Annotated in this window: 19 protein-coding genes; 6 read left to right on the top strand and 13 right to left on the bottom strand. The window is 70.9% G+C overall.

Annotation, left to right across the window (positions count from 1 at the left end; all coding sequences use genetic code 11):
• Positions 1-83: 83 nt before the first annotated feature.
• The 4 genes from VSH64_RS43125 to VSH64_RS43110 form a co-directional block, all read right to left on the bottom strand.
• Positions 84-881 carry a TIGR02569 family protein gene (locus tag VSH64_RS43125; RefSeq protein ID WP_326568485.1) on the bottom strand — a complete coding sequence of 266 codons (798 nt, stop codon included), beginning with the start codon at positions 879-881 and terminating at the stop codon, positions 84-86.
• A gap of 168 nt (positions 882-1049) precedes the next feature.
• Positions 1050-2231 (bottom strand): adenylyltransferase/sulfurtransferase MoeZ, encoded by a 1182-nt coding sequence (moeZ, locus tag VSH64_RS43120; RefSeq protein ID WP_326568484.1) that lies wholly within the window; start codon positions 2229-2231, stop codon positions 1050-1052.
• 130 nt (positions 2232-2361) lie between these two features.
• A complete protein-coding gene (locus tag VSH64_RS43115) occupies positions 2362-3630 on the bottom strand; it encodes a DUF3152 domain-containing protein (RefSeq protein ID WP_407655605.1) in 1269 nt (422 codons plus the stop codon).
• Positions 3631-3711: 81 nt separating this feature from the next.
• Entirely contained in the window at positions 3712-4701 is a 990-nt protein-coding gene (locus VSH64_RS43110) for an alpha/beta fold hydrolase (RefSeq protein WP_326568482.1), read from the bottom strand.
• Positions 4702-4809: 108 nt separating this feature from the next.
• On the opposite strand from VSH64_RS43110, the gene VSH64_RS43105 reads away from it, so the two are divergent.
• On the top strand, positions 4810-5436 hold the full coding sequence (locus VSH64_RS43105) for a TetR/AcrR family transcriptional regulator (RefSeq protein WP_326568481.1): 627 nt from the start codon (positions 4810-4812) through the stop codon (positions 5434-5436).
• A 5-nt stretch (positions 5437-5441) separates the two neighbouring features.
• A complete protein-coding gene (locus VSH64_RS43100; RefSeq protein WP_326568480.1) occupies positions 5442-6131 on the top strand; it encodes an alpha/beta fold hydrolase in 690 nt (229 codons plus the stop codon).
• Here VSH64_RS43100 and VSH64_RS43095 read toward each other — a convergent pair.
• Positions 6090-7019 carry an alpha/beta fold hydrolase gene (locus tag VSH64_RS43095; RefSeq protein WP_326568479.1) on the bottom strand — a complete coding sequence of 310 codons (930 nt, stop codon included), beginning with the start codon at positions 7017-7019 and terminating at the stop codon, positions 6090-6092. The genes VSH64_RS43100 and VSH64_RS43095 overlap by 42 nt on opposite strands.
• Positions 7016-7924, bottom strand: a complete 909-nt coding sequence (locus tag VSH64_RS43090) for an AurF N-oxygenase family protein (protein WP_326568478.1) — start codon at positions 7922-7924, stop codon at positions 7016-7018. Before VSH64_RS43090 ends, VSH64_RS43095 begins: the two co-directional genes overlap by 4 nt.
• A gap of 69 nt (positions 7925-7993) precedes the next feature.
• On the opposite strand from VSH64_RS43090, the gene VSH64_RS43085 reads away from it, so the two are divergent.
• Complete coding sequence (locus tag VSH64_RS43085; RefSeq protein ID WP_326568477.1) at positions 7994-8806, top strand: TetR/AcrR family transcriptional regulator; 813 nt, start codon at positions 7994-7996, stop codon at positions 8804-8806.
• A gap of 20 nt (positions 8807-8826) precedes the next feature.
• The gene (locus VSH64_RS43080; protein WP_326568476.1) at positions 8827-9147 is read left to right on the top strand and encodes a DUF4873 domain-containing protein; all 321 of its coding nucleotides are present in this window, start codon (positions 8827-8829) and stop codon (positions 9145-9147) included.
• A gap of 77 nt (positions 9148-9224) precedes the next feature.
• On the opposite strand, the gene VSH64_RS43075 is transcribed toward VSH64_RS43080, so the two are convergent.
• Together VSH64_RS43075 and VSH64_RS43070 are read right to left on the bottom strand one after the other, a co-directional pair.
• Positions 9225-9455: a DUF3107 domain-containing protein gene (locus VSH64_RS43075; protein ID WP_220246448.1), complete on the bottom strand. Its 231-nt coding sequence runs from the start codon at positions 9453-9455 to the stop codon at positions 9225-9227.
• 97 nt (positions 9456-9552) lie between these two features.
• Entirely contained in the window at positions 9553-10206 is a 654-nt protein-coding gene (locus VSH64_RS43070; protein WP_326568475.1) for a ferritin-like fold-containing protein, read from the bottom strand.
• 292 nt (positions 10207-10498) lie between these two features.
• Between VSH64_RS43070 and VSH64_RS43065 the strand changes: the two genes are divergently transcribed.
• Positions 10499-12277, top strand: a complete 1779-nt coding sequence (locus VSH64_RS43065) for a DEAD/DEAH box helicase (protein ID WP_326568474.1) — start codon at positions 10499-10501, stop codon at positions 12275-12277.
• Positions 12278-12312: 35 nt separating this feature from the next.
• Positions 12313-13677: an Rv3212 family protein gene (locus VSH64_RS43060; protein ID WP_407655604.1), complete on the top strand. Its 1365-nt coding sequence runs from the start codon at positions 12313-12315 to the stop codon at positions 13675-13677.
• 12 nt (positions 13678-13689) lie between these two features.
• Here the strand turns inward: VSH64_RS43060 and VSH64_RS43055 are convergent, their stop codons facing one another.
• From VSH64_RS43055 to VSH64_RS43035, 5 genes are all read right to left on the bottom strand, one after another.
• Positions 13690-14322 (bottom strand): class I SAM-dependent methyltransferase, encoded by a 633-nt coding sequence (locus VSH64_RS43055; RefSeq protein ID WP_326568473.1) that lies wholly within the window; start codon positions 14320-14322, stop codon positions 13690-13692.
• A 93-nt stretch (positions 14323-14415) separates the two neighbouring features.
• On the bottom strand, positions 14416-15090 hold the full coding sequence (locus tag VSH64_RS43050; protein ID WP_326568472.1) for a hypothetical protein: 675 nt from the start codon (positions 15088-15090) through the stop codon (positions 14416-14418).
• Positions 15091-15129: 39 nt separating this feature from the next.
• Positions 15130-15990, bottom strand: a complete 861-nt coding sequence (locus VSH64_RS43045) for a RecB family exonuclease (protein WP_326568471.1) — start codon at positions 15988-15990, stop codon at positions 15130-15132.
• A gap of 116 nt (positions 15991-16106) precedes the next feature.
• Positions 16107-16736 (bottom strand): MarC family protein, encoded by a 630-nt coding sequence (locus tag VSH64_RS43040; RefSeq protein ID WP_326568470.1) that lies wholly within the window; start codon positions 16734-16736, stop codon positions 16107-16109.
• A 1-nt stretch (position 16737) separates the two neighbouring features.
• Positions 16738-17601, bottom strand: a complete 864-nt coding sequence (locus VSH64_RS43035) for a PHP domain-containing protein (protein WP_456062087.1) — start codon at positions 17599-17601, stop codon at positions 16738-16740.
• Between the last annotated feature and the right edge of the window lie 42 nt (positions 17602-17643).

Genomic DNA, 17643 nt, shown 5'->3' with positions numbered 1-17643 from the left:
AGCACGCCGTGTTACCTGGAAACGCTGGAATGTTTCAGGCAGTTGACATCACTCGCCGCTTTCCGCGAAGCGGCAGTGAGCTTCTAGAGGATCGCGCTGACCTCACGCGCGGCGGCGCGCAGGCCGTCGAGGGCCGCGCCCGTGGAACGTGGGTTCAACGCGTTGGCGGCCAAGCGGAACAGCACCGCGCGCAGCAGCAGCTGCGGCCACTCCGGCAGGTGCGCCCACCGGTCGAGCAGCTCGCCGGTGGCCCCGCCCCACGCCATCGCGTCGACGGCCACGATCGCCGCGCCCCATTCACCCGGCCGGAAGTACGGCACGAAGTCGACGATGCCGGGCGCCGCGTCGCCGTCGAAGAGCACGCCCGCGAGCAGTTCGCCGTGCGCGACCTGCAGCGGCAGCTTGATCGGCCGGCGCGAAGGCGCGAGCACCTCGAACCAGCGGCCGCCCTTGGCCTCGTCGAGCGGCCGGTCGAGCTCTTCCCACGCGATGCGGTCGGCCACCGCGTCGAGGTCGTCGCGCGCCGACAGGAAATCCGGCCGCGGCAGATCCGCCGTGGCGCGGTGCAGCTTCACGGCGGCGAGCATGGCGCCGTCCACGTGGTTCTCGGCCGTGCCCGACACGTACCGCCAGGCCGACCAGTCGCCGACGATCCAGCGGCCGTCGCTCGCGCGCACGGGCTTCGCGATCCGCAGCCCGGGGTCCTCGGCGTGCTCGAGCGCCCGCGCGGTCCACAGCGTGCGCGAGCGGTCGCTGACCGGCTTCAGCACCAGGTCACCGCAGCGCCAGGCCGTGGAATCCGGCAATGCCGAAACCACGCCGATGTCGCCGCCGAAGGCCGCGCACACCCGCTCGGGTGGCCGTTCGAGAGTGGACCGCACGAGAACCGAAGGTACCCGCCGACCGGCGCCACGATCGAGAAGACGCGCTGGTCACGGAACGCTTTCATATTTCAGACACACCCGCCGCGACCGGACCGAACGCGATGAAGGGCGCCTGGCGGGAATCGGATTCCCGCCAGGCGCCCTTCACGGACCGTCAGTACCGGCTCAGTAAGTCGGCAGGCTCGGATCGATCTGCTTGGCCCACGACAGGATGCCGCCGCCGAGGTGCGTCGCGTCCTTGAAGCCGGCCGCGTGCAGCGCCGCCAGCGCCTCGGCCGAACGCGCACCCGACTTGCAGTGCAGCACGATCGGCTTGTCCTGCGGCAGCTCCGCCAGCGCCTCGCCCGAGAGGATGCGGTCCTTCGGGATCAGCGTGGCGCCCTTGATGTTCACGATCTCGTACTCGCCGGGCTCGCGGACGTCGATGAGGGCGAAGTCGTCGCCGTTGTCGAACTTGGCCTTGAGCTCCGCGGGCGTGATCGTGCTGCCCGAAGCGGCCTGCGCGGCCTCGTCGGACACGACACCGCAGAACGCCTCGTAGTCGATCAGCTCGGTGATCTTCGGGGTCTCCGGATCCTTGCGGATCTTGACCTCGCGGTACTTCATCTCCAGCGCGTCGTAGCTGATGAGCCGCCCGAGCAGGGGCTCACCGATGCCGGTGAGGAGCTTGATCGCCTCGGTCACCATGATCGAGCCGATGGACGCGCACAGCACGCCCAGCACGCCACCCTCGGCGCAGGAGGGGACCATGCCGGGAGGCGGCGGCTCGGGGTAGAGGTCGCGGTAGTTCAGGCCCTTGCCGTTGGGCGCGTCTTCCCAGAAGACGCTGACCTGGCCTTCGAACCGGAAGATCGAGCCCCACACGTACGGCTTGCCCAGCAGCACGGCGGCGTCGTTCACCAGGTAGCGCGTGGCGAAGTTGTCGGTGCCGTCGAGGATCAGGTCGTAGTCGCGGAAGATCTCCAGCGCGTTGGCCGACTCGAGCCGCTCCACGTGCAGGTTGACCTTGACCAGCGGGTTGATCTCGGCGATCGACTCCTGCGCCGACGCGGCCTTGAGCTTGCCGATGTCGGACTGGCCGTGGATGACCTGGCGCTGCAGGTTGGACTCGTCCACGACGTCGAAGTCGATGATGCCGAGCGTGCCGACGCCCGCGGCGGCCAGGTACAGCAGCGCGGGGCTGCCGAGGCCGCCGGCGCCGATGACCAGGACCTTCGCGTTCTTCAGCCGCTTCTGCCCGGTCACCCCGACGTCCGGGATGATGAGGTGGCGGCTGTACCGGGCCACCTCTTCCTTCGTGAGCTCGGCAGCCGGCTCAACGAGCGGCGGCAGTGCCGTGTCTGACATCGGGTCCTCCATACTCGCGTGGATCGCGTAGTCAATCCCACTATCCACAACGCCGAACGGCAAGGTGGGCTTCCCGGCGTCCGGATCGTGGGACGAGGGTTGCTTTGTACCGCGCGAGCCGACGGGGTGCCTACTGCGCGGGTGGCGTGGGGTTCGGCCAGGCGTTGGGCACGCACGTGTGGTGGTCGGACGCGACCTTGCCCTTGTCGCCGCCGGGGATGTTGTTGAGCATCGCCACGTAGTCGTCGGCCACGCCGAACGACTGCTGCATCATCACGGGCGCGGGCTGGCCGTTTCCGGGGCAGCCGACGTGGTTGTTGCCGAGCGCGTGGCCCACTTCGTGGTTGATGGCGTACTGCCGGTAGCCCGTCATGTCCGCGCCGTAGACCTTCGCGCCGCGCACCCAGCGGGCCAGGTTGATGAGCACGCGGTCCATGCTGCGGCGGTAGCAGGACGCCTCGAACTTGATCTGGAAACCGCACGCGTCGGCCCGGTGCGTGGTGTTCGGCGTGGTGAGGCTCACGTGGAAGCTCGGGTCGGGGAAGCTCGCGTCCACGCGCTGCAGCCGGATCTCGCCGTTCCACGTCCAGCTGCGCGGGTCGGACAGGATGCCCTGCACTGCCGTGGCGAAGCTGTCGTCGCCGGCGTAGCTCGACGGATCGATGCCGTCCTCGACGTCCACGGTGTAGGTGTAGAGCTTGCCGCTCTTGCCCACGACCGGGCCGGAGCCCGGCACCACGTGCCAGGTGCCCTTGCCGGACTCGGTGTAGGCGCCGCCCGTGGGCAGCTCGGCCGTGGGCACGTTCACGTCCACCGGCTTGGCGGGGTTCTCCGGGATGGCCTGGCCGCCGTCGATCGCGCCCGCCACCGCGTCGCCGCCCGCCGTCTCCCCGGCGCCCGCGGTCGCGCTCGAGCCGGGTTCGGCCGGGCTGGTGGCCGTGTTCACCACCACGAGCGCGGTGATCACGAACAGGATCGGCAGCGCGTACACGCGCCAGCCGTAGGTCTTCACGAACCCGCCGACGCCGCGCTTCTTCGCGGCGGGCCGGCGCGCGGCCGGCTTCTCTTCGTCGCCCTTCGGCTGCCACGACGCCTTCAGCGGCTCACCGCTGGTGCGCCGGGTGCCGGGGCGGTAGCGGTCCTCGCCCACGCGCTGGGCGGGCGGCTTCGACGGCCGGAACTGGCCGACGCGCGGCGAGCCCGTGTCGGTGAGCGGGTGGCCGGTGCTCCGCTCGGAGCTTCTCGAGGTGCTCTTGGAGGACGACGTGCTCTTGGAGGAAGAGGAGTTCCTCGACGAGCCGGATGACGAATTCTTGGCCGAGGAGGACGTCGCACGCCTGGCTGACCCGGCGTACGAGGATCGCCGGTCGTCTCCTCGTGCGTCCTGGGGCCGGTCCACCGCCCCAGGGTGCCATATCCGAACCGTGATGCTCTCGGCGACTGGCTGATGACCGAGAGATCATCTTGTCACTCGTTCGGACTACCAAGTGCCCTTCTCAGCGGCCTCCCACAGCCCCAGCACGGCCCGCGCTACGACATTCGGGCGTTCCATCTGGGCCACGTGCCCGGTTCGGGGAAGGACCAGCAGCCGCGCGTGCCGGAGCAGCCGCGCGGTGCGCGGCGCGCGCCGTACCGAGATCACCCGGTCGTGGAGACCCCAGACCACCAGTGTGGGGATGCTCACCCGGGCCGCCACCGACCACAGCGAAGCCTCGCCGACCGCGGTCCAGCGCCGGAAGATGCCGAACGTGCTGCGCGCCATCGCGGGCGCGGCCCAGGCCAGCGCGGCGCGGGCGCCGTGTTCCTCGGTAAGCTCGTCGAGCCGCTGCTCGGGGAACTTCGCCAGGTCGTAGAAGCAGAGCTTGATGACCTGCGCCGCGCGTTCGCGGGCCGTGGCCGTGGCCAGCCGGCGGCGCACACGCGCGCCGACCACCGGCAGGTACGCCAGCGCCATCATCGGGTCCGACAGCCGCCGCGGGTCGGGGCGGCGGTCCGGCATCGCCGGCGAGATCAGCGTGAGGGTGCGGACCAGCTCGGGCCGCGCGGCGGCCACGAGCAGCACGATCGCGCCGCCCATCGAGTTGCCGACCAGGTGCACCGGCCCCGCATCGAGGCCTTCGATATACCGCGCGACGACCTCAGCGTGCTCGTCGAGGCTGAAGTCGAAACCGGCGGCGGGCTCGGAGAACCCGAAACCGGGCAGGTCGATCGCCCGGCCGCTCGCGGTGGGTGCGAGCAGCGCGGCGAGGTCGGTCCAGTTGCTCGACGACCCGCCGAGCCCGTGGACGTAGACGGCAACGGTACCGTCGGGTCCGGGAGTGCGGCGGACGTTGAGCGAGACCCCGCCGACCTCCTCGACCACGCCGGGCCAAGGCGGCAGCACCGGCTCGAGCGCCGGCAGCGGCGCCGTGGACAGCGGCACGTGGGTCACGGCCGGGCGCGCCGCCGGTCGGGTCGTGGAGGTGGTCACCACCCCAGGATGCCTGACACTTGGCGTTTCGGGCGTACCCGCGAGTAATCTCAAACCCGCTTCACGCGGTGGTGCTACTGCCTTGCGAAGCCGTGGACGGGAGGAAGAATGACGGAAATGGCGCGACTGCAGCAACGCGGTGTCCGGCTGCCCAGGACCGAACGCCGCGCCCAGCTGCTGACGGCCGCGCAACGCGTCTTCGCCGAAAACGGCTACCACGCCGCGGCCATGGACGAGATCGCCGAGGAGGCGGGCGTCAGCAAGCCCGTGCTGTACCAGCACTTCCCCGGCAAGCTGGACCTCTACATCGCGCTGCTCGAAAGCCACGTCGACGACCTGGTGAGCCGCGTGAAGGGGGCGCTCGACTCCACGAGCGACAACCGCCAGCGCGTGCCGGCCACGGTCGGCGCCTTCTTCGACTTCGTGAGTGAAGACGCGGGCGCGTTCCGGATGGTGTTCGAAAGCGACCTGCGCGGCGAGCCGGCCGTGCAGGAAGCCGTGGACCGCGCGGTGTCCGCCAGCGTCGAGGCGATCACGGAGAGCATCACCGCCGACGCCGGTCTCGACGAGGAGAAGGCCCGGCTGCTCGCCGTGGGCCTGGTGGGCATGTCGCAGGTCTCGGCGCGGTACTGGCTGCAGCACAACCAGTCGATGTCCCAGGCGGAAGCCGTGGCGCTCACGGCCAACCTCGCGTGGCGCGGCATCGGTGGCGGCTTCCCGCGCAAGGACGGCTGACGCGCTTGGCCCCACTCGTCGTGGCCGTGCCCGGCACGCTCTGCAGCCCGGCCGTGTTCGGTCCGCTCGCGCGAGCGTGGCCGGGGGTCGTGCACGCGATCGACTGGCTTTCGGCGCCCGGGCCGTGGCGCATCGAGGACGTGGCGGAGCGCATCGCGGCGCGGATCGACCGGCCGGTGCTGCTCGTGGGCCATTCCACCGGCGGCTGCATCGCGTTGCAGCTCGCGGCGAAGCACCCCGAACTGGTGGCCGGGCTGCTGCTCGCCAACACCGGCGCGCACATGCGGGGCCACGGCGATGTCGACGGGATTCTCACCAGGATTTCGCAGGAGTGGGGCCCGGAGCTGCACGCGGCGGTGCTGGATCGCTCGTTCGCCCAGCCGCTACCGACCGAGGTGCGGGTTTCGCTGCTCGACTACGCCGCTTCGGTGCCGCAGGCCGCGGTGCTCGAAGTGCTCACCAGCCAGCGTGATCTCGACCTGACGCCGCAGCTCGCGTCGATCCGGTGCCCGGTGCGGGTGCTGCACGGCGTGCGCGACCGGGCCCGCTCAGTGGCCGACGCGCAGTACCTCGTGGCGCACCTGCCCACGGCGGAGTTGTCCATAGTGGACACCGGACACACCCCCGTGCACGAGGATGTGCCCGCCACGGTGTCAGCGCTGGAATCCCTTGCCGCGCAGGCTCTTCGGCGGTAGCAGGGCGCTGATCCGCGCGGCGACCTCGGCCGCGCGCTCCTGCGGCAGCATGTGGCCCGCGCCCGGATAGCGCACGAATTCGGCGTCGGGCAGCTCGTCGGCGATCACCTTCGCGTGGGGCAGGGGGCAGAGCCGGTCCTTCTCCCCCGCCAGCACCACCGCCGGCACGGTCCGCAGCGCGCGCAACGCCACACGGCAGTCGTGCACGGAGATCGCGTCCTGGAACTCCCCCAGGCTCGCGGGGTGCGCGCACAGCAGCTGGTCCACGACACTGGTCACGTCGCCGCGCGCCGGCTTGTCGCCGAACACGAGGAACCGCGCGCCGGAGCGCACCATCGCGGGGCTCAGCGGCAGCCGTTCGCCCTTGCGGTGCGCGAGCGCCTTGGCGAGCCGCCGCTCGAACCGCGCCGACATCGACCCGGCCAACCCGGGCAGCCCCAGCGTGATCCGGTCCATCTGGCCCGACGACGTGGCCACGAACGCCACGCCGGTCACGCGTGAACGCACCAGGTCGGGATGCCGTTCGGCCAGGGCCATGATCGTCATGCCGCCCATCGAGTGCCCGGCGAGCACGATCGGCCCGCTCGGCACGCGTTCGGCGATCAGCTCGGCGAGGTCGTCGGCGAGCCGCGGGATCGTCGCCGTCCCCCGTCGAGCCGGCGACGATCCCCCGTGGCCCCGCAGGTCGTAGCGCACCACCCGCGTGGCCGGTCCGAGGTGCCCGACGACGGCGTCCCACGTGCGGTGGTCCTGCGTCCAGCCGTGCACCAGCACCACCGTGACGGCGGCGTCGGCCGGGCCGGAAGCCTCCACGTGAAGAGCGGCGCCGTCGCCGGCCACGAACCGGTGTTCGCGGGCCGGGTCACGAAGCCGCTGGAAGGTGGTCACTTGCCCGCCGGCAGCAGGAAGGACTTCTTCCAGAAGGAGCGGCCCGGCAGCCCGACCAGGCCCGACTCCTGCAGGAACGGCATGATCTTCTCCCCGGCCCACGCGATCGTCGCCTGCCAGTGGGGGTTGTTCAGCGCCGCTTCCACACCGTCGCGCGGGCGGATGCCCACGGCCTTGTAGACGTTCGGGTTGATGAAGGCGCGCGTGACGAAGTACGAGATCAGCGCGATGATGAACTGCTGGTAGGCGATCTCGTGTTTGCCCAGCTTCGCCATTCCACGCGTGACCTCTTCGCGCGCGAAGGTCACGTGGCGCGCTTCTTCGAGCACGTGGATCCGGTTGACCATGCGCACCAACGGCTGCACGTTCTCGTCCACCATCTGCTCGCGCTGCAGCCGGTCGAGCACCTCTTCGGCCACGAGGATCGCACCGTAGCGGGCGGGGCCGTAGGAGATGGTGGGCATGAGCTTCGCGAACTGGCGCAGCGCCGGTACCGGGCCGTAGGCGGGGCAGCCGATGCGCGCGGCCATGCGGGCGAACATCGTGGAGTGCCGGCACTCGTCGGCGATCTCGGTGAGCGCGAACTGCGCGTGGGAGCTGGTGGGGTCCTCGTCGTAGACCTCCTTGAGCAGCATCTGCATCAGGAGGATCTCGAACCACAGGCCGGTGGTGGCGACGCTCGCGACCTCGTGCTTGCCGAGCTCGATGCGCTGCTCGGGGCTGAGGTCGTCGTAGAGCTTCGTGCCGTAGAGCGACGAGCGCTCGGGGAGGATGAAGTGCTTGCCGTCCACGAGCGGGGCGTCCCAGTCGATGTCGACGTCGGGGTCGTAGAACTTGTTCGCCGAAGACTTCAGCAGCCGGTCGGCGGTCTTCTCCCGGTCGGTCTCCTTGAGCGTCCGCGTCATCGCTCGCCCTCCCTGCATATCGGCTGTCACTCTTAGCTGTAACTTGAGGTAACAGTTACCTCTGGTAGCATGACCCGGGTGATCGAACGTGTCAAGCGCTCCAGCAAGCAGTCCGGCAAGCACCCGATTCCGGGGGAGGCCGCGACCGGCGACGCCCGGCGGGACCGGTGGCGCAAGCACCGCATCGCGCGGCGGGCGGAGTTCGTGGAGGCGGCCCTGCGCGCGCTCGACAACCACGGTCCGGACCTGGGGATGGAAGACGTCGCGGCCGAGGCCGGCGTCACGAAACCCGTGCTGTACCGCCACTTCGAGGACAAGGCCGACCTGTACGTGGCCCTGGGCCAGCGCGGCACGGAGATCCTCTTCGAACGGCTCATCCCGGCGATCAACGCCGAACTCGCGCCCGTGCCGCGCATCCGCATGGCGCTCGACGCGTTCTTCTCGGTGATCGAGGAACACCCGAACCTCTACCGCCTCCTCGCCCGCGGCGGCCTGCAGGAAAAAACCGTGACCGACGCCGACGTGGTCGCCGAGGACAAGGAAGTGATCGCCACCGCGCTCACCGCACTCCTCGGCGACTACATGCGCATGTTCTCGATGGACTCCGGCGCCGCCGAACCCTGGGCCCACGGCATCGTCGGCATGGTCCAGAGCACCGGCGAATGGTGGCTCGACCGCCGCTCCATGAGCCGCGACTCCGTGGTCGAGTACCTCACGCAGATCATCTGGGCCGCCATCGACGGCCTCACCCGCCAGCACGGCGTGACCATCGACCCGAACCTGCCGCTGGACGAGAACAAGGTCGTGCAACTCGGCCGCGCCAAATCCGATTCCCCGGCCACCCCTTCAGCCGCCCCTTCAGCCGACAGCGACGCCGGCTAGCCCTCGGAAGGACCCCTGCGATGACCGACGAAGACGGCTACACCGGCCCCGCCACCCTCACCATCGACGGCACGGCCCTGCCGGTCCACCTCGACCTGCGCGGCTACTTCCAACCCATCGACGGCTACTACCACTGGTACGGCCGCGTCTCCCCCGACTCCGCCGTATCCGCGGCCGTCGGCGGCCGGAAGAAGCCCTGCACCCTCACGATCGGCGACCGCACCGCCACGGGCGAACTCTCGGACCCGGACCCCTGGGGCCGCTATCGGATCATGGGCACGTCCACCCCGCCGTTCGCGGTGCCGACCACCCTGGAAGAAGTCGAGGCGGCCACCGCCTGATTCCACCCTCAAGCATCCGCGCACGAAAAGCCGCCCCGGGCCTGAGCCCGGAGCGGCTTTCGAGCAACCAGCGAGCGTCAGTCGCCGACGCCGAAGCCGACCTTGCGGACGTCCGAGGGGGCGATCTCGACGTACGCGATGCGGTCGGACGGGACGATGTACTTCCGGCCCTTCTCGTCGTTGAGGCGGAAGAGCCCGTCACCGGCCGTCAGGGCCTCGGCGACCAGCTTCTCCACCTCGTCGGCGGTCTGGCCACTGGACACCACCAGCTCGCGCGGCGTGTCCTTGATGCCGATCTTGACCTCCACGTGGGACCTCCGCAGAAAATTCGTTGTCGTTACGCCTGGCAAGGCTAGCCCAACTGCCACGCTCCGGTGTCGCGCCACCGCGTGGTGAACCGGCACTTCAGCCGAGACCGAGCGCCTGCATGCGCTTCGTGTGCCCCTGCTGCAACCGCCGGAACAGACCGGCGATTCCCGACAGGTCCCCGGAGCCCGTGACGATGAGTTCGGCCAGGCCATCGCGTTCCGCGACCACGTACTGGGCCTGGGTGAGCGCCTCGCCGAGCAGGCGCCGGCCCCACAGCGCGAGCTTGTCGCGCGTCTTCGGATCGGCCTTGATGCCCGCGGCGACTTCGCGCTCGGCGAACGCGGAATGACCCGTGTCGGCGAGGACGGTGAGCACCAGGTCCTTCGTCTCCGGGTCGAGCCAGCTCGCGATCTCGCGATACAAATCCGCCGCGAGACCGTCGCCGACGTAGGCCTTGACCAGCGATTCCAGCCACGACTTGGGCCGCGTGGACGCGTGCCACGCGTCGACCTGGGCCACGAACGGGCGCATCGCGTCGTCCACGGCCACGCCGTGGGCGGCCAGGTGCGTCGAGAGGATGTCGAGGTGACCGATCTCGGCCGCGGCCATCGAGGCGAGCGCGGCGCGCCCGGCGAGCGTCGGCGCGGTGCGGGCGTCCTCCGCCATCCGGTCGAAGGCGGAAAGCTCCAGATAGGCGATCACGCCGAGCAGGTCGACGACGCCTTCGCTGATCTCTTTCGGGTCGGTCACGGCGACGAGGGTATCGCCGAACCCGTGGTCGGCGCCGTGAAGAGACCGATCCCACGCCGCGCCGCCGCGCCCGGTACTGTTGAAAAACTCCTGACCAGGTACACTGCGGGAGAGATAGACAAGGCTTCCGCACGTCTTCATGACGGCGGGAAACGGCGGGCGACCGGCGCCACCAGGGCTGCCGGGGTTCGCCACAATTGTGCGTGCACGCCTCCAGCGGCATTCCCGGGAGGGCGGCTGCGGCGCCGAGCTTGACTCCGGTGCCTGCCCAGATCCCCCGGTCGAGTGTCGAGTGACAACCGGCCTGTGCGCGCTGGTCACGAGAGAGGCGATCACCCTGACCGCAGAACAGTCCACAACCGAAGAGACCACCCCGGCTGTCGCGCTGGAACACAGCGAGACGGGCCCCGCCGCGCTCGACACGTCGCACCCGCTGCAGGCGGGCGTCGAGGTCGAGCCCGAGGCGCCCACGTTCGCGTCGTTCGGCGTGAAGCCGGAAATCGTGAAGGCGCTGGCCGAGGCCGGCATCGAGCGCACGTTCGCCATCCAGGCGCTCACGCTGCCGCTGGCCATGGCCGGCGACGACCTGATCGGCCAGGCCCGCACCGGCATGGGCAAGACGCTGGGCTTCGGCGTCCCGCTGCTGCACCGCGTGCAGGTGCCCGGCGACGGCACCCCGCAGGTGCTCGTCGTGGTCCCGACCCGCGAGCTGTGCATCCAGGTCGCCAACGACCTCAAGGGCGCCGGCAAGCACCTCGGCATCCGCACCCTGGCCATCTACGGCGGCCGCCCGTACGAGCAGCAGATCGAAGCGCTGCGCAAGGGCGTCGACGTCGTGATCGGCACCCCGGGCCGCCTGCTCGACCTGGCCGAGCGCAAGGACCTCGTGCTGGGCAAGGTCCGCGGCCTGGTCCTCGACGAGGCCGACGAGATGCTCGACCTGGGCTTCCTGCCCGACATCGAGCGCATCCTGCGGATGGTGCCCGACGAGCGGCAGACCATGCTGTTCTCGGCTACGATGCCCGGCCCGATCATCACCCTGGCCCGCACGTTCCTGAACCAGCCGACGCACATCCGCGCCGAGGAGAACGACGCGAGCGCGATCCACGAGCGCACCACGCAGTTCGTCTACCGCGCGCACTCGATGGACAAGCCCGAGGTCATCGCCCGGGTGCTGCAGTCCGAAGGCCGCGGGCTCACCATGATCTTCAGCCGCACCAAGCGCACCGCGCAGAAGGTGGCCGACGACCTGGTGGAGCGCGGCTTCGCGGCCGCCGCCGTGCACGGTGACCTCGGCCAGGGCGCTCGCGAGCAGGCGCTGCGCGCGTTCCGCTCGGGCAAGGTCGACGTGCTGGTGGCCACCGACGTGGCGGCCCGCGGCATCGACATCGACGACGTCACCCACGTGATCAACTACCAGTGCCCGGACGACGAGAAGACCTACGTCCACCGCATCGGCCGCACCGGCCGCGCGGGGCGCACCGGTGTCGCGGTCACGCTCGTCGACTGGGACGAGATGCCGCGCTGGAAGCTGATCTCCGACACGCTGGGTCTGGACAAGCCGGAGCCGGTCGAGACCTATTCGTCGTCGCCGCACCTGTTCAGCGACCTCGGCATCCCGGAGGGCACCACCGGCCGGCTCCCGCTCGCGAAGCGGACCCGTGCCGGCCTGGCCGCCGAGGAGGAAGAGGACCTGGGCGGCAAGCGCCGCGGCCGGAGTGCCGGTGGCCGTGGTGGCGCCGGTGCCGGTGCCGGCTCGGAAGACGCGCCGCGCAAGCGCACGCGGGCGCCGCGCAAGCGCACCCGCGGTGGCGCGAAGGCAGCCGAGGCCGTCGAGAAGGCCGACGCCGCTGCTTCTTCTGCTTCCGACGGCGCTTCGGGTGAAGAGCGCACGCGCTCGCGTCGCCGCACCCGTGGTGGTGGCGGTGGTGAGTCGACCGGTCCCGCCGGCGCGGCCACCGCATCGGCCTCGGTTTCGGGAGAAACCGGGGAAACGGGCGAGCGTCCGGCACGTCGGCGCCGTCGTCGCCGCCCCTCCGCGACGTCTGATACACCTGCGTCGGCAGACTGAGGGGACCAGCGGAGCCGACGGCGGGAGTCAGGGACGTGAGCGAGCACGAGTCCGAATCGGACGTCACGCCCGCGGAGAACGATTCGCCGCCTTCGGATCCCGGGGTGGTTTCCCGCCGCCCGTACGGCACTGAAGACGTGTTGACCCCGTGGCAGCCACCGGCCGCCACGGGGTCTCCTGCGCGGGTGCGGCGTTCGCCGTGGAACCGCGGGCGCGACCGGGTGATCGCGGCGTTGATCGCCGTGGTGGTGGTCGCGCTGGCGCTCGTCGTCACGCTCAACAGCGACAACCTGCACACCAGCCGCGCGCTCGCCGCCACTCCGCCGACGTTGCCGCCGGCGCCCACGGCCGTGCCGGGCTCGATGTCGCAGCTGTGGCAGGCACCCAGCTCGGCCACGCCCGTGCCGATCGGCGAGGGCGACACCGTGACCACCGCCGACGGCGGCGAAGTCGCGGGCCGCGACCCGCTCACCGGCAAGATCCGCTGGCACTACACCCGCGAGAACCTGCAGCTGTGCACTGTGGACACTGCCTGGGGGCGCGTGAACGCGGTGTACCACAAGGCAATGGGCTGCAGCGAGGTCACGCAGCTCGACCCGACCACAGGCGCCATCACGGCCCAGCGCAACGGCGACGCCGAACTCGGCACCCAGCTCGTGAGCGACGGCAGCCACGTGACCACCACCGGCAAGCACCTGCTCGACACCTGGCGCGACGACCTCGTGAAGAGCATGGAATACGGCCAGGTGCCGTTCATGGTCAACCCGAACAAGCAGCCGCGCACCGGCTGCACCTACGGCACCGTCGCGGCGGCCGCGGAGAAGGTCGGCGTGATCGAGCGCTGTCCCGGCGACCCCCACGACCGGCTCACCGTGTACAAAGCCACGGCCGAACACGAGGACGAACCGCAGGTCGTCTTCAGCACCATCCTGGCCGGCTCGCGCGCCCGCGTGATCGCCATGTCGGGCGACGTCACCGCCGTCCTGCTGCCCGACCAGAAACTCCTGGTCATCTACGGCCCCGACGGCACCGAACGCTCCGCCTACCCCATGGACCTCCCCGCCTCCGACCTGGCCGGCGACCCACCGGGCGGCGTCGAACAGACCACCCGCACCGACAGCGGCGTGTACTGGTTCACGGGCACCAAAACCGTCGCCCTCTCCCGCGACACCCTCCAGCCCCGCTGGACCCTCTCCTCCACCCGCGGCCCCGGCATCACCTTCGCGCGCCAGCTCGTCGTCCCCATCACCGGCGGCCTCGCCGTCCTCAACGAAACCGACGGCTCCACCCTCCGCACGGTCGGCGTCGACCGTGGCGGCTACACCGGCGTGGTCCGGCTGACGGCGTTGGGGCCGGTGCTGCTGGAACAGCGTGGTCCGGTGGTGGCGGCGCTGCGGTAGGGCGCCTCGGGGTCAGGCCTGGGCGATCGTGATGATCTCCCGGCTCCGGTCGGTCATCGCCGCCCGATCCCAGTCCCCGAACCGCTCCTGCACCGCGAACCCGGCGGCACCGAGGAACTCGTCGAGCTCGGCCGGGCCGAGAAACCGCAGCGTCGCGCGGTCGACGCGCAGCACAGTGCCATCCGGGGCGGCCGCCGTCTCGGTGAAGCTCACCAGGTCACCGACGACCGACTCGACCTCGTGCCACACGCGCAGCTCGCGCGGCCGCGAGACCGTGACCGCGTGGGCGGGAGTCCAAGTCTCCCAAGCCTTTGCACGCGGGTGCCGCGTTTCGAAGGCGAACCGGCCGCCGGGCCGCAACGCGCGGCGGACAGCGGTGAGGGAAGCCCGCAGGTCGTGGTCGGTGGTGAGGCACTGGAACGCGTGACCGGTCATCGTGACGAGGTCGAACTCCGCGGCGACGATGAGTCCGGCGGCCGTTCCGGGCCACCACTCGACGTCGGGGCAGCGGTGGCGTGCCCGTGCGAGGGCCGCGTGATCAGGGTCGAGGCCGGCGAGGCGGCCTCGGTGGCCTCGGTCGCGGGCGTGGCGCAGCAAGGCGCCGGTGCCGCAGCCGAGGTCGAGGACCGTCGGCGACTCGTCCACGAGCGCATCGTAAAAGGCGTCCGAGGGGGAAGCCGCCCCAGGGGTTGAGGGCGTCGTAGAGTTCGGCGGCCTCGGTGTCGGACAGGTGCGCCGTCACGCCCACCAGAAGACGGTGAGCGCGGCGAAGGTGACCAGCAGGACGCCGATGCCCGCCAGGGCGGCGGTGCGGCCGTAGCGGCGGTCGGCGACGCGTTGCAGCAGCAGGGCCACCACGGCGGCGACGGGGTGGCCGATGAGGAGCAGCGCGTTCGGGCCCGGGGCGCCGGTGGCGAGGCAGACGACCTCCACGCCAAGGACCCCGACGGCCAGTACTGCGAGGCCCGCGGCGATCGAGCCGGTGAAGCCGCGCCACCAGCGGCCGCGTGGTTTGCCCGTGACCGCCGGCTCAATGCGGTGTGGGGCTGCGACGGGTGCTCCGGCGATGGAGTCATCCGCGGTGGCGTTGTCGGCAGTGGAGGCGCCCGCGGTGGCGTTGGCGGCGGAGAAGAAAGCGGCAGCGTCATCGGCGGCGGAATCGTCCGCAGCCACGGCTTGCGTCTCAGCGAAGGCATCGGCTTCAACAGCATCCGCGCCCGGCGATTCGGCCGAAGTCTCTTCCACACCAACGACATCCGCGGCCGGCTCCTCCGGCGCCGACGCCGAGGAATCCCCGGAAACAGCGCCATCAACAGCAGCCGACGGCTGCACAACAGCCTGCTGCTCGTCACCAGGAGCGCGCGGACTGGCGAGAGGGACAGAGGTCAGCTCATCGGTGTCAGGTGAGGCCATGAACAAAGTCCAGTCGTCAAAAGGGGAACGGAGAGAACGTCAGGGCGCCAGCAGGTCCCACGGTTGCGCGGCGGGGCCGGCTTGTTGGCCTTCGGCGCAGCTGGGGCGGAAGTCGCACCAGGAGCAGCGGCGGTCGGGGCGGGCGGGGAAGAGGGTGTCGGCGTCGGCGCCCGCGTCGAGGGTGTCGGTGGCCAGGCGGAGGTCGCCCGCGGTTTCCTCGGCGCGTTGGAGGTGGCGCTTCAGGGATTCCGGCGTGTGTTCGGCCGCGGCGATCGTGCCGGTGGGCAAGTGGTGCAGCTCGACCTTCGTGCACGGCATGCGCAGCGTGCGCGAAGACGCCACCGCATACATCGCGAGCGCCTGCGACGCGCGGGCCTCGTACTCATCAGGCGCGCGCCGGCCCGTTTTGTAGTCCACGATCACCAGCTCGCTGCCGCGTCGGTCGATGCGGTCGGTGCGGCCCTCGATGATCATGGTCGGCTGCCCACCCGTGGTACTCACGGGCGCGGAAACCCAGCGCTCGAGGCCCACCGGGTCCTCGGTGACGTCGTGGTCCTCCACGTACTCCCCGACCCAGCCCTTCGCCCGCGCTCGGTAGCGCGCGGCCTGCTCGGCGTCCTCGAAACCCGCGTCCTTCCAATACTCGCCCACGAGCGCCATCGCGCGCTGCGCCGTGCGCTTGGCCGCGGGCAGGTCGAACAACGCCCGCAACGCGTTGTGCACCACCGCGCCCAGCGTGCTGTGCGCCCACGGCCCCGTGCGCTGCGGGGTGGGCCGCTGCAGGTAGCTCAACCGGTAGCGGCGCGGGCAGTCCTCGAACGTGCTCAACCGCGCCGGCGACACCTTCGTGAGCCGCACTGGCTGCTCCACGCCGAAATCGAACCCCAGCTGTTCCTTCACACGACCCCCGTTCGGTTCCGGCGCCCACGCTACGCACCACCACCGACACTTTCCGGCGCGGGGGCGGCCCTCGGCCGAAGGCGAACGGCCGCGCCGCCTGACGCGAGAGCGAAGGACTATCCGGCCCCGGTGATGAACCCCTTCACCGAGTTCGCCACCAGCTCCACCGCGATCGCGGCCAGCAGCAGGCCCGCGATCTTCGCGACGAGCGTGATGCCGCTTTCCTTGATCACGCGGATCACCACCCCGGAGAAGCGCAGGCACGTGTAGATCACGAAGTGCACGGCCAGGATCGCCAGACCGAGCGCGATGTACGCACCGACGTGCCCGTCGGCCTGGCGGACGAACACGATCGTGGCCGCGATGGCGCCCGGGCCGGCCAGCAGCGGCGTCCCGAGCGGCACGAGGGCGACGTTGACGTCGTCGGTCGCCTCGGGCTCGTTGCCGCCCTTGCCGGTGAGCAGCTGCAGCGCGATGAGCAGCAGGAGCAGGCCGCCGGCGCCTTGCAAGGCCGGGATGCCGATGCCGAGGTACGCGAGGATCGCCTGCCCGGCCACGGCGAACAGCGAGATCACCAGCAGCGACACCAGCACGGCCTGGCGCGCGGCCTTCACGCGCGTGGCCATGGGCTTGCGGCCGACGAGGCTCAGGAACACCGGCACGGTGCCCGGCGGGTCCATGATGACGATGAGCGTGATGGTGGCGCTGATGAACAGCTTCGCGTCGAAGTACTGCGCGAGGCCCATCTCAGCCCTTCACGATCTGCGACCCGGTGGCGCGCGCCACCAGCTCCTCGAACTGACCGGGGTCGGTCGTCTCCTGGCCGAGGCCGATCGTCTTGTTCGTGCCGTGGTAGTCGCTCGACCCGGTGCGGATAAGGCCCAGCTCGTCGGCGAGCTCGCGCGTGCGCACCCGCGTGGCCGGCTCGTGGTTGGGGTGGTCCACCTCGACGCCGGTGAGGCCGCGCCGGGCGAGGTCACGCAGGGTGTCCTCGCTGATCGTCGCGCCGCGGCTGTAGGCGAAGGGGTGCGCGATCACCGTGACGCCACCCGCCGCGACGATCATGTCGATCGCCTCTTCGACAGGCGTGTCGTGGCGCGGCACGTAGTAGCCGCGGCGGCTGCCGAGGTACTCCGCGAAGGCCTCGTCGACGCTCGACACCAGCCCCGCGCGCACGAGGGCCTGCGCGAGGTGCGGGCGGCCGGCGGGCGAGTCCGGGGGCAGCAGGCCCATGATCTCGTCGGCGTCGATCGGCAGGCCGTCGGCGGTCATGCGGGCCGCCATGGCCCGCAGCCGCGTGCGGCGCTCGGCCCGCAGCCGCGTCTGCTCGGCGACGAGCGCCGGCGCGGTCGGGTCGAAGAGGTACGCGAGCAGGTGCACGCTGATCCGCCAGCCCGTTTCCGGGTCGACGGACACCGTGGACAGCTCGGCACCGGGAACGAGGGTCAGCCCCGGTGGCACGGCCTCCGCCGCCGGGCCCCATCCGGCGGTGGTGTCGTGGTCGGTGATCGCGACCACGTCGAGGCCGGCCCGGACGGCGGCTTCGACCAGCCCGGAGGGGCTGTCGGTGCCGTCGGAGGCCGTGGAATGGGCGTGCAGGTCGATGCGCATCGTGTCCATTCTCGACGATGCGCTGCGTCACAGCGACCCCGG

It is taken from the genome of Amycolatopsis rhabdoformis, from assembly GCF_035918295.1.
In the GTDB taxonomy this organism is placed as follows: Bacteria; Actinomycetota; Actinomycetes; order Mycobacteriales; family Pseudonocardiaceae; genus Amycolatopsis; species Amycolatopsis rhabdoformis.
This window is presented reverse-complemented; position numbering and strand designations above follow the sequence as displayed.

What these genes read in the sequence shown, in the direction of transcription:
- VSH64_RS43080 (WP_326568476.1), top strand. Translation starts at nt 8,827, where the DNA reads ATGACCGACGAAGACGGCTACACCGGCCCCGCCACCCTCACCATCGAC.
- VSH64_RS43040 (WP_326568470.1), bottom strand. Translation starts at nt 16,736, where the DNA reads ATGGGCCTCGCGCAGTACTTCGACGCGAAGCTGTTCATCAGCGCCACC.
- VSH64_RS43105 (WP_326568481.1), top strand. Translation starts at nt 4,810, where the DNA reads ATGACGGAAATGGCGCGACTGCAGCAACGCGGTGTCCGGCTGCCCAGG.
- VSH64_RS43085 (WP_326568477.1), top strand. Translation starts at nt 7,994, where the DNA reads ATGACCCGGGTGATCGAACGTGTCAAGCGCTCCAGCAAGCAGTCCGGC.
- moeZ (WP_326568484.1), bottom strand. Translation starts at nt 2,231, where the DNA reads ATGTCAGACACGGCACTGCCGCCGCTCGTTGAGCCGGCTGCCGAGCTC.
- VSH64_RS43090 (WP_326568478.1), bottom strand. Translation starts at nt 7,924, where the DNA reads ATGACGCGGACGCTCAAGGAGACCGACCGGGAGAAGACCGCCGACCGG.
- VSH64_RS43035 (WP_456062087.1), bottom strand. Translation starts at nt 17,601, where the DNA reads ATGCGCATCGACCTGCACGCCCATTCCACGGCCTCCGACGGCACCGAC.
- VSH64_RS43050 (WP_326568472.1), bottom strand. Translation starts at nt 15,090, where the DNA reads ATGGCCTCACCTGACACCGATGAGCTGACCTCTGTCCCTCTCGCCAGT.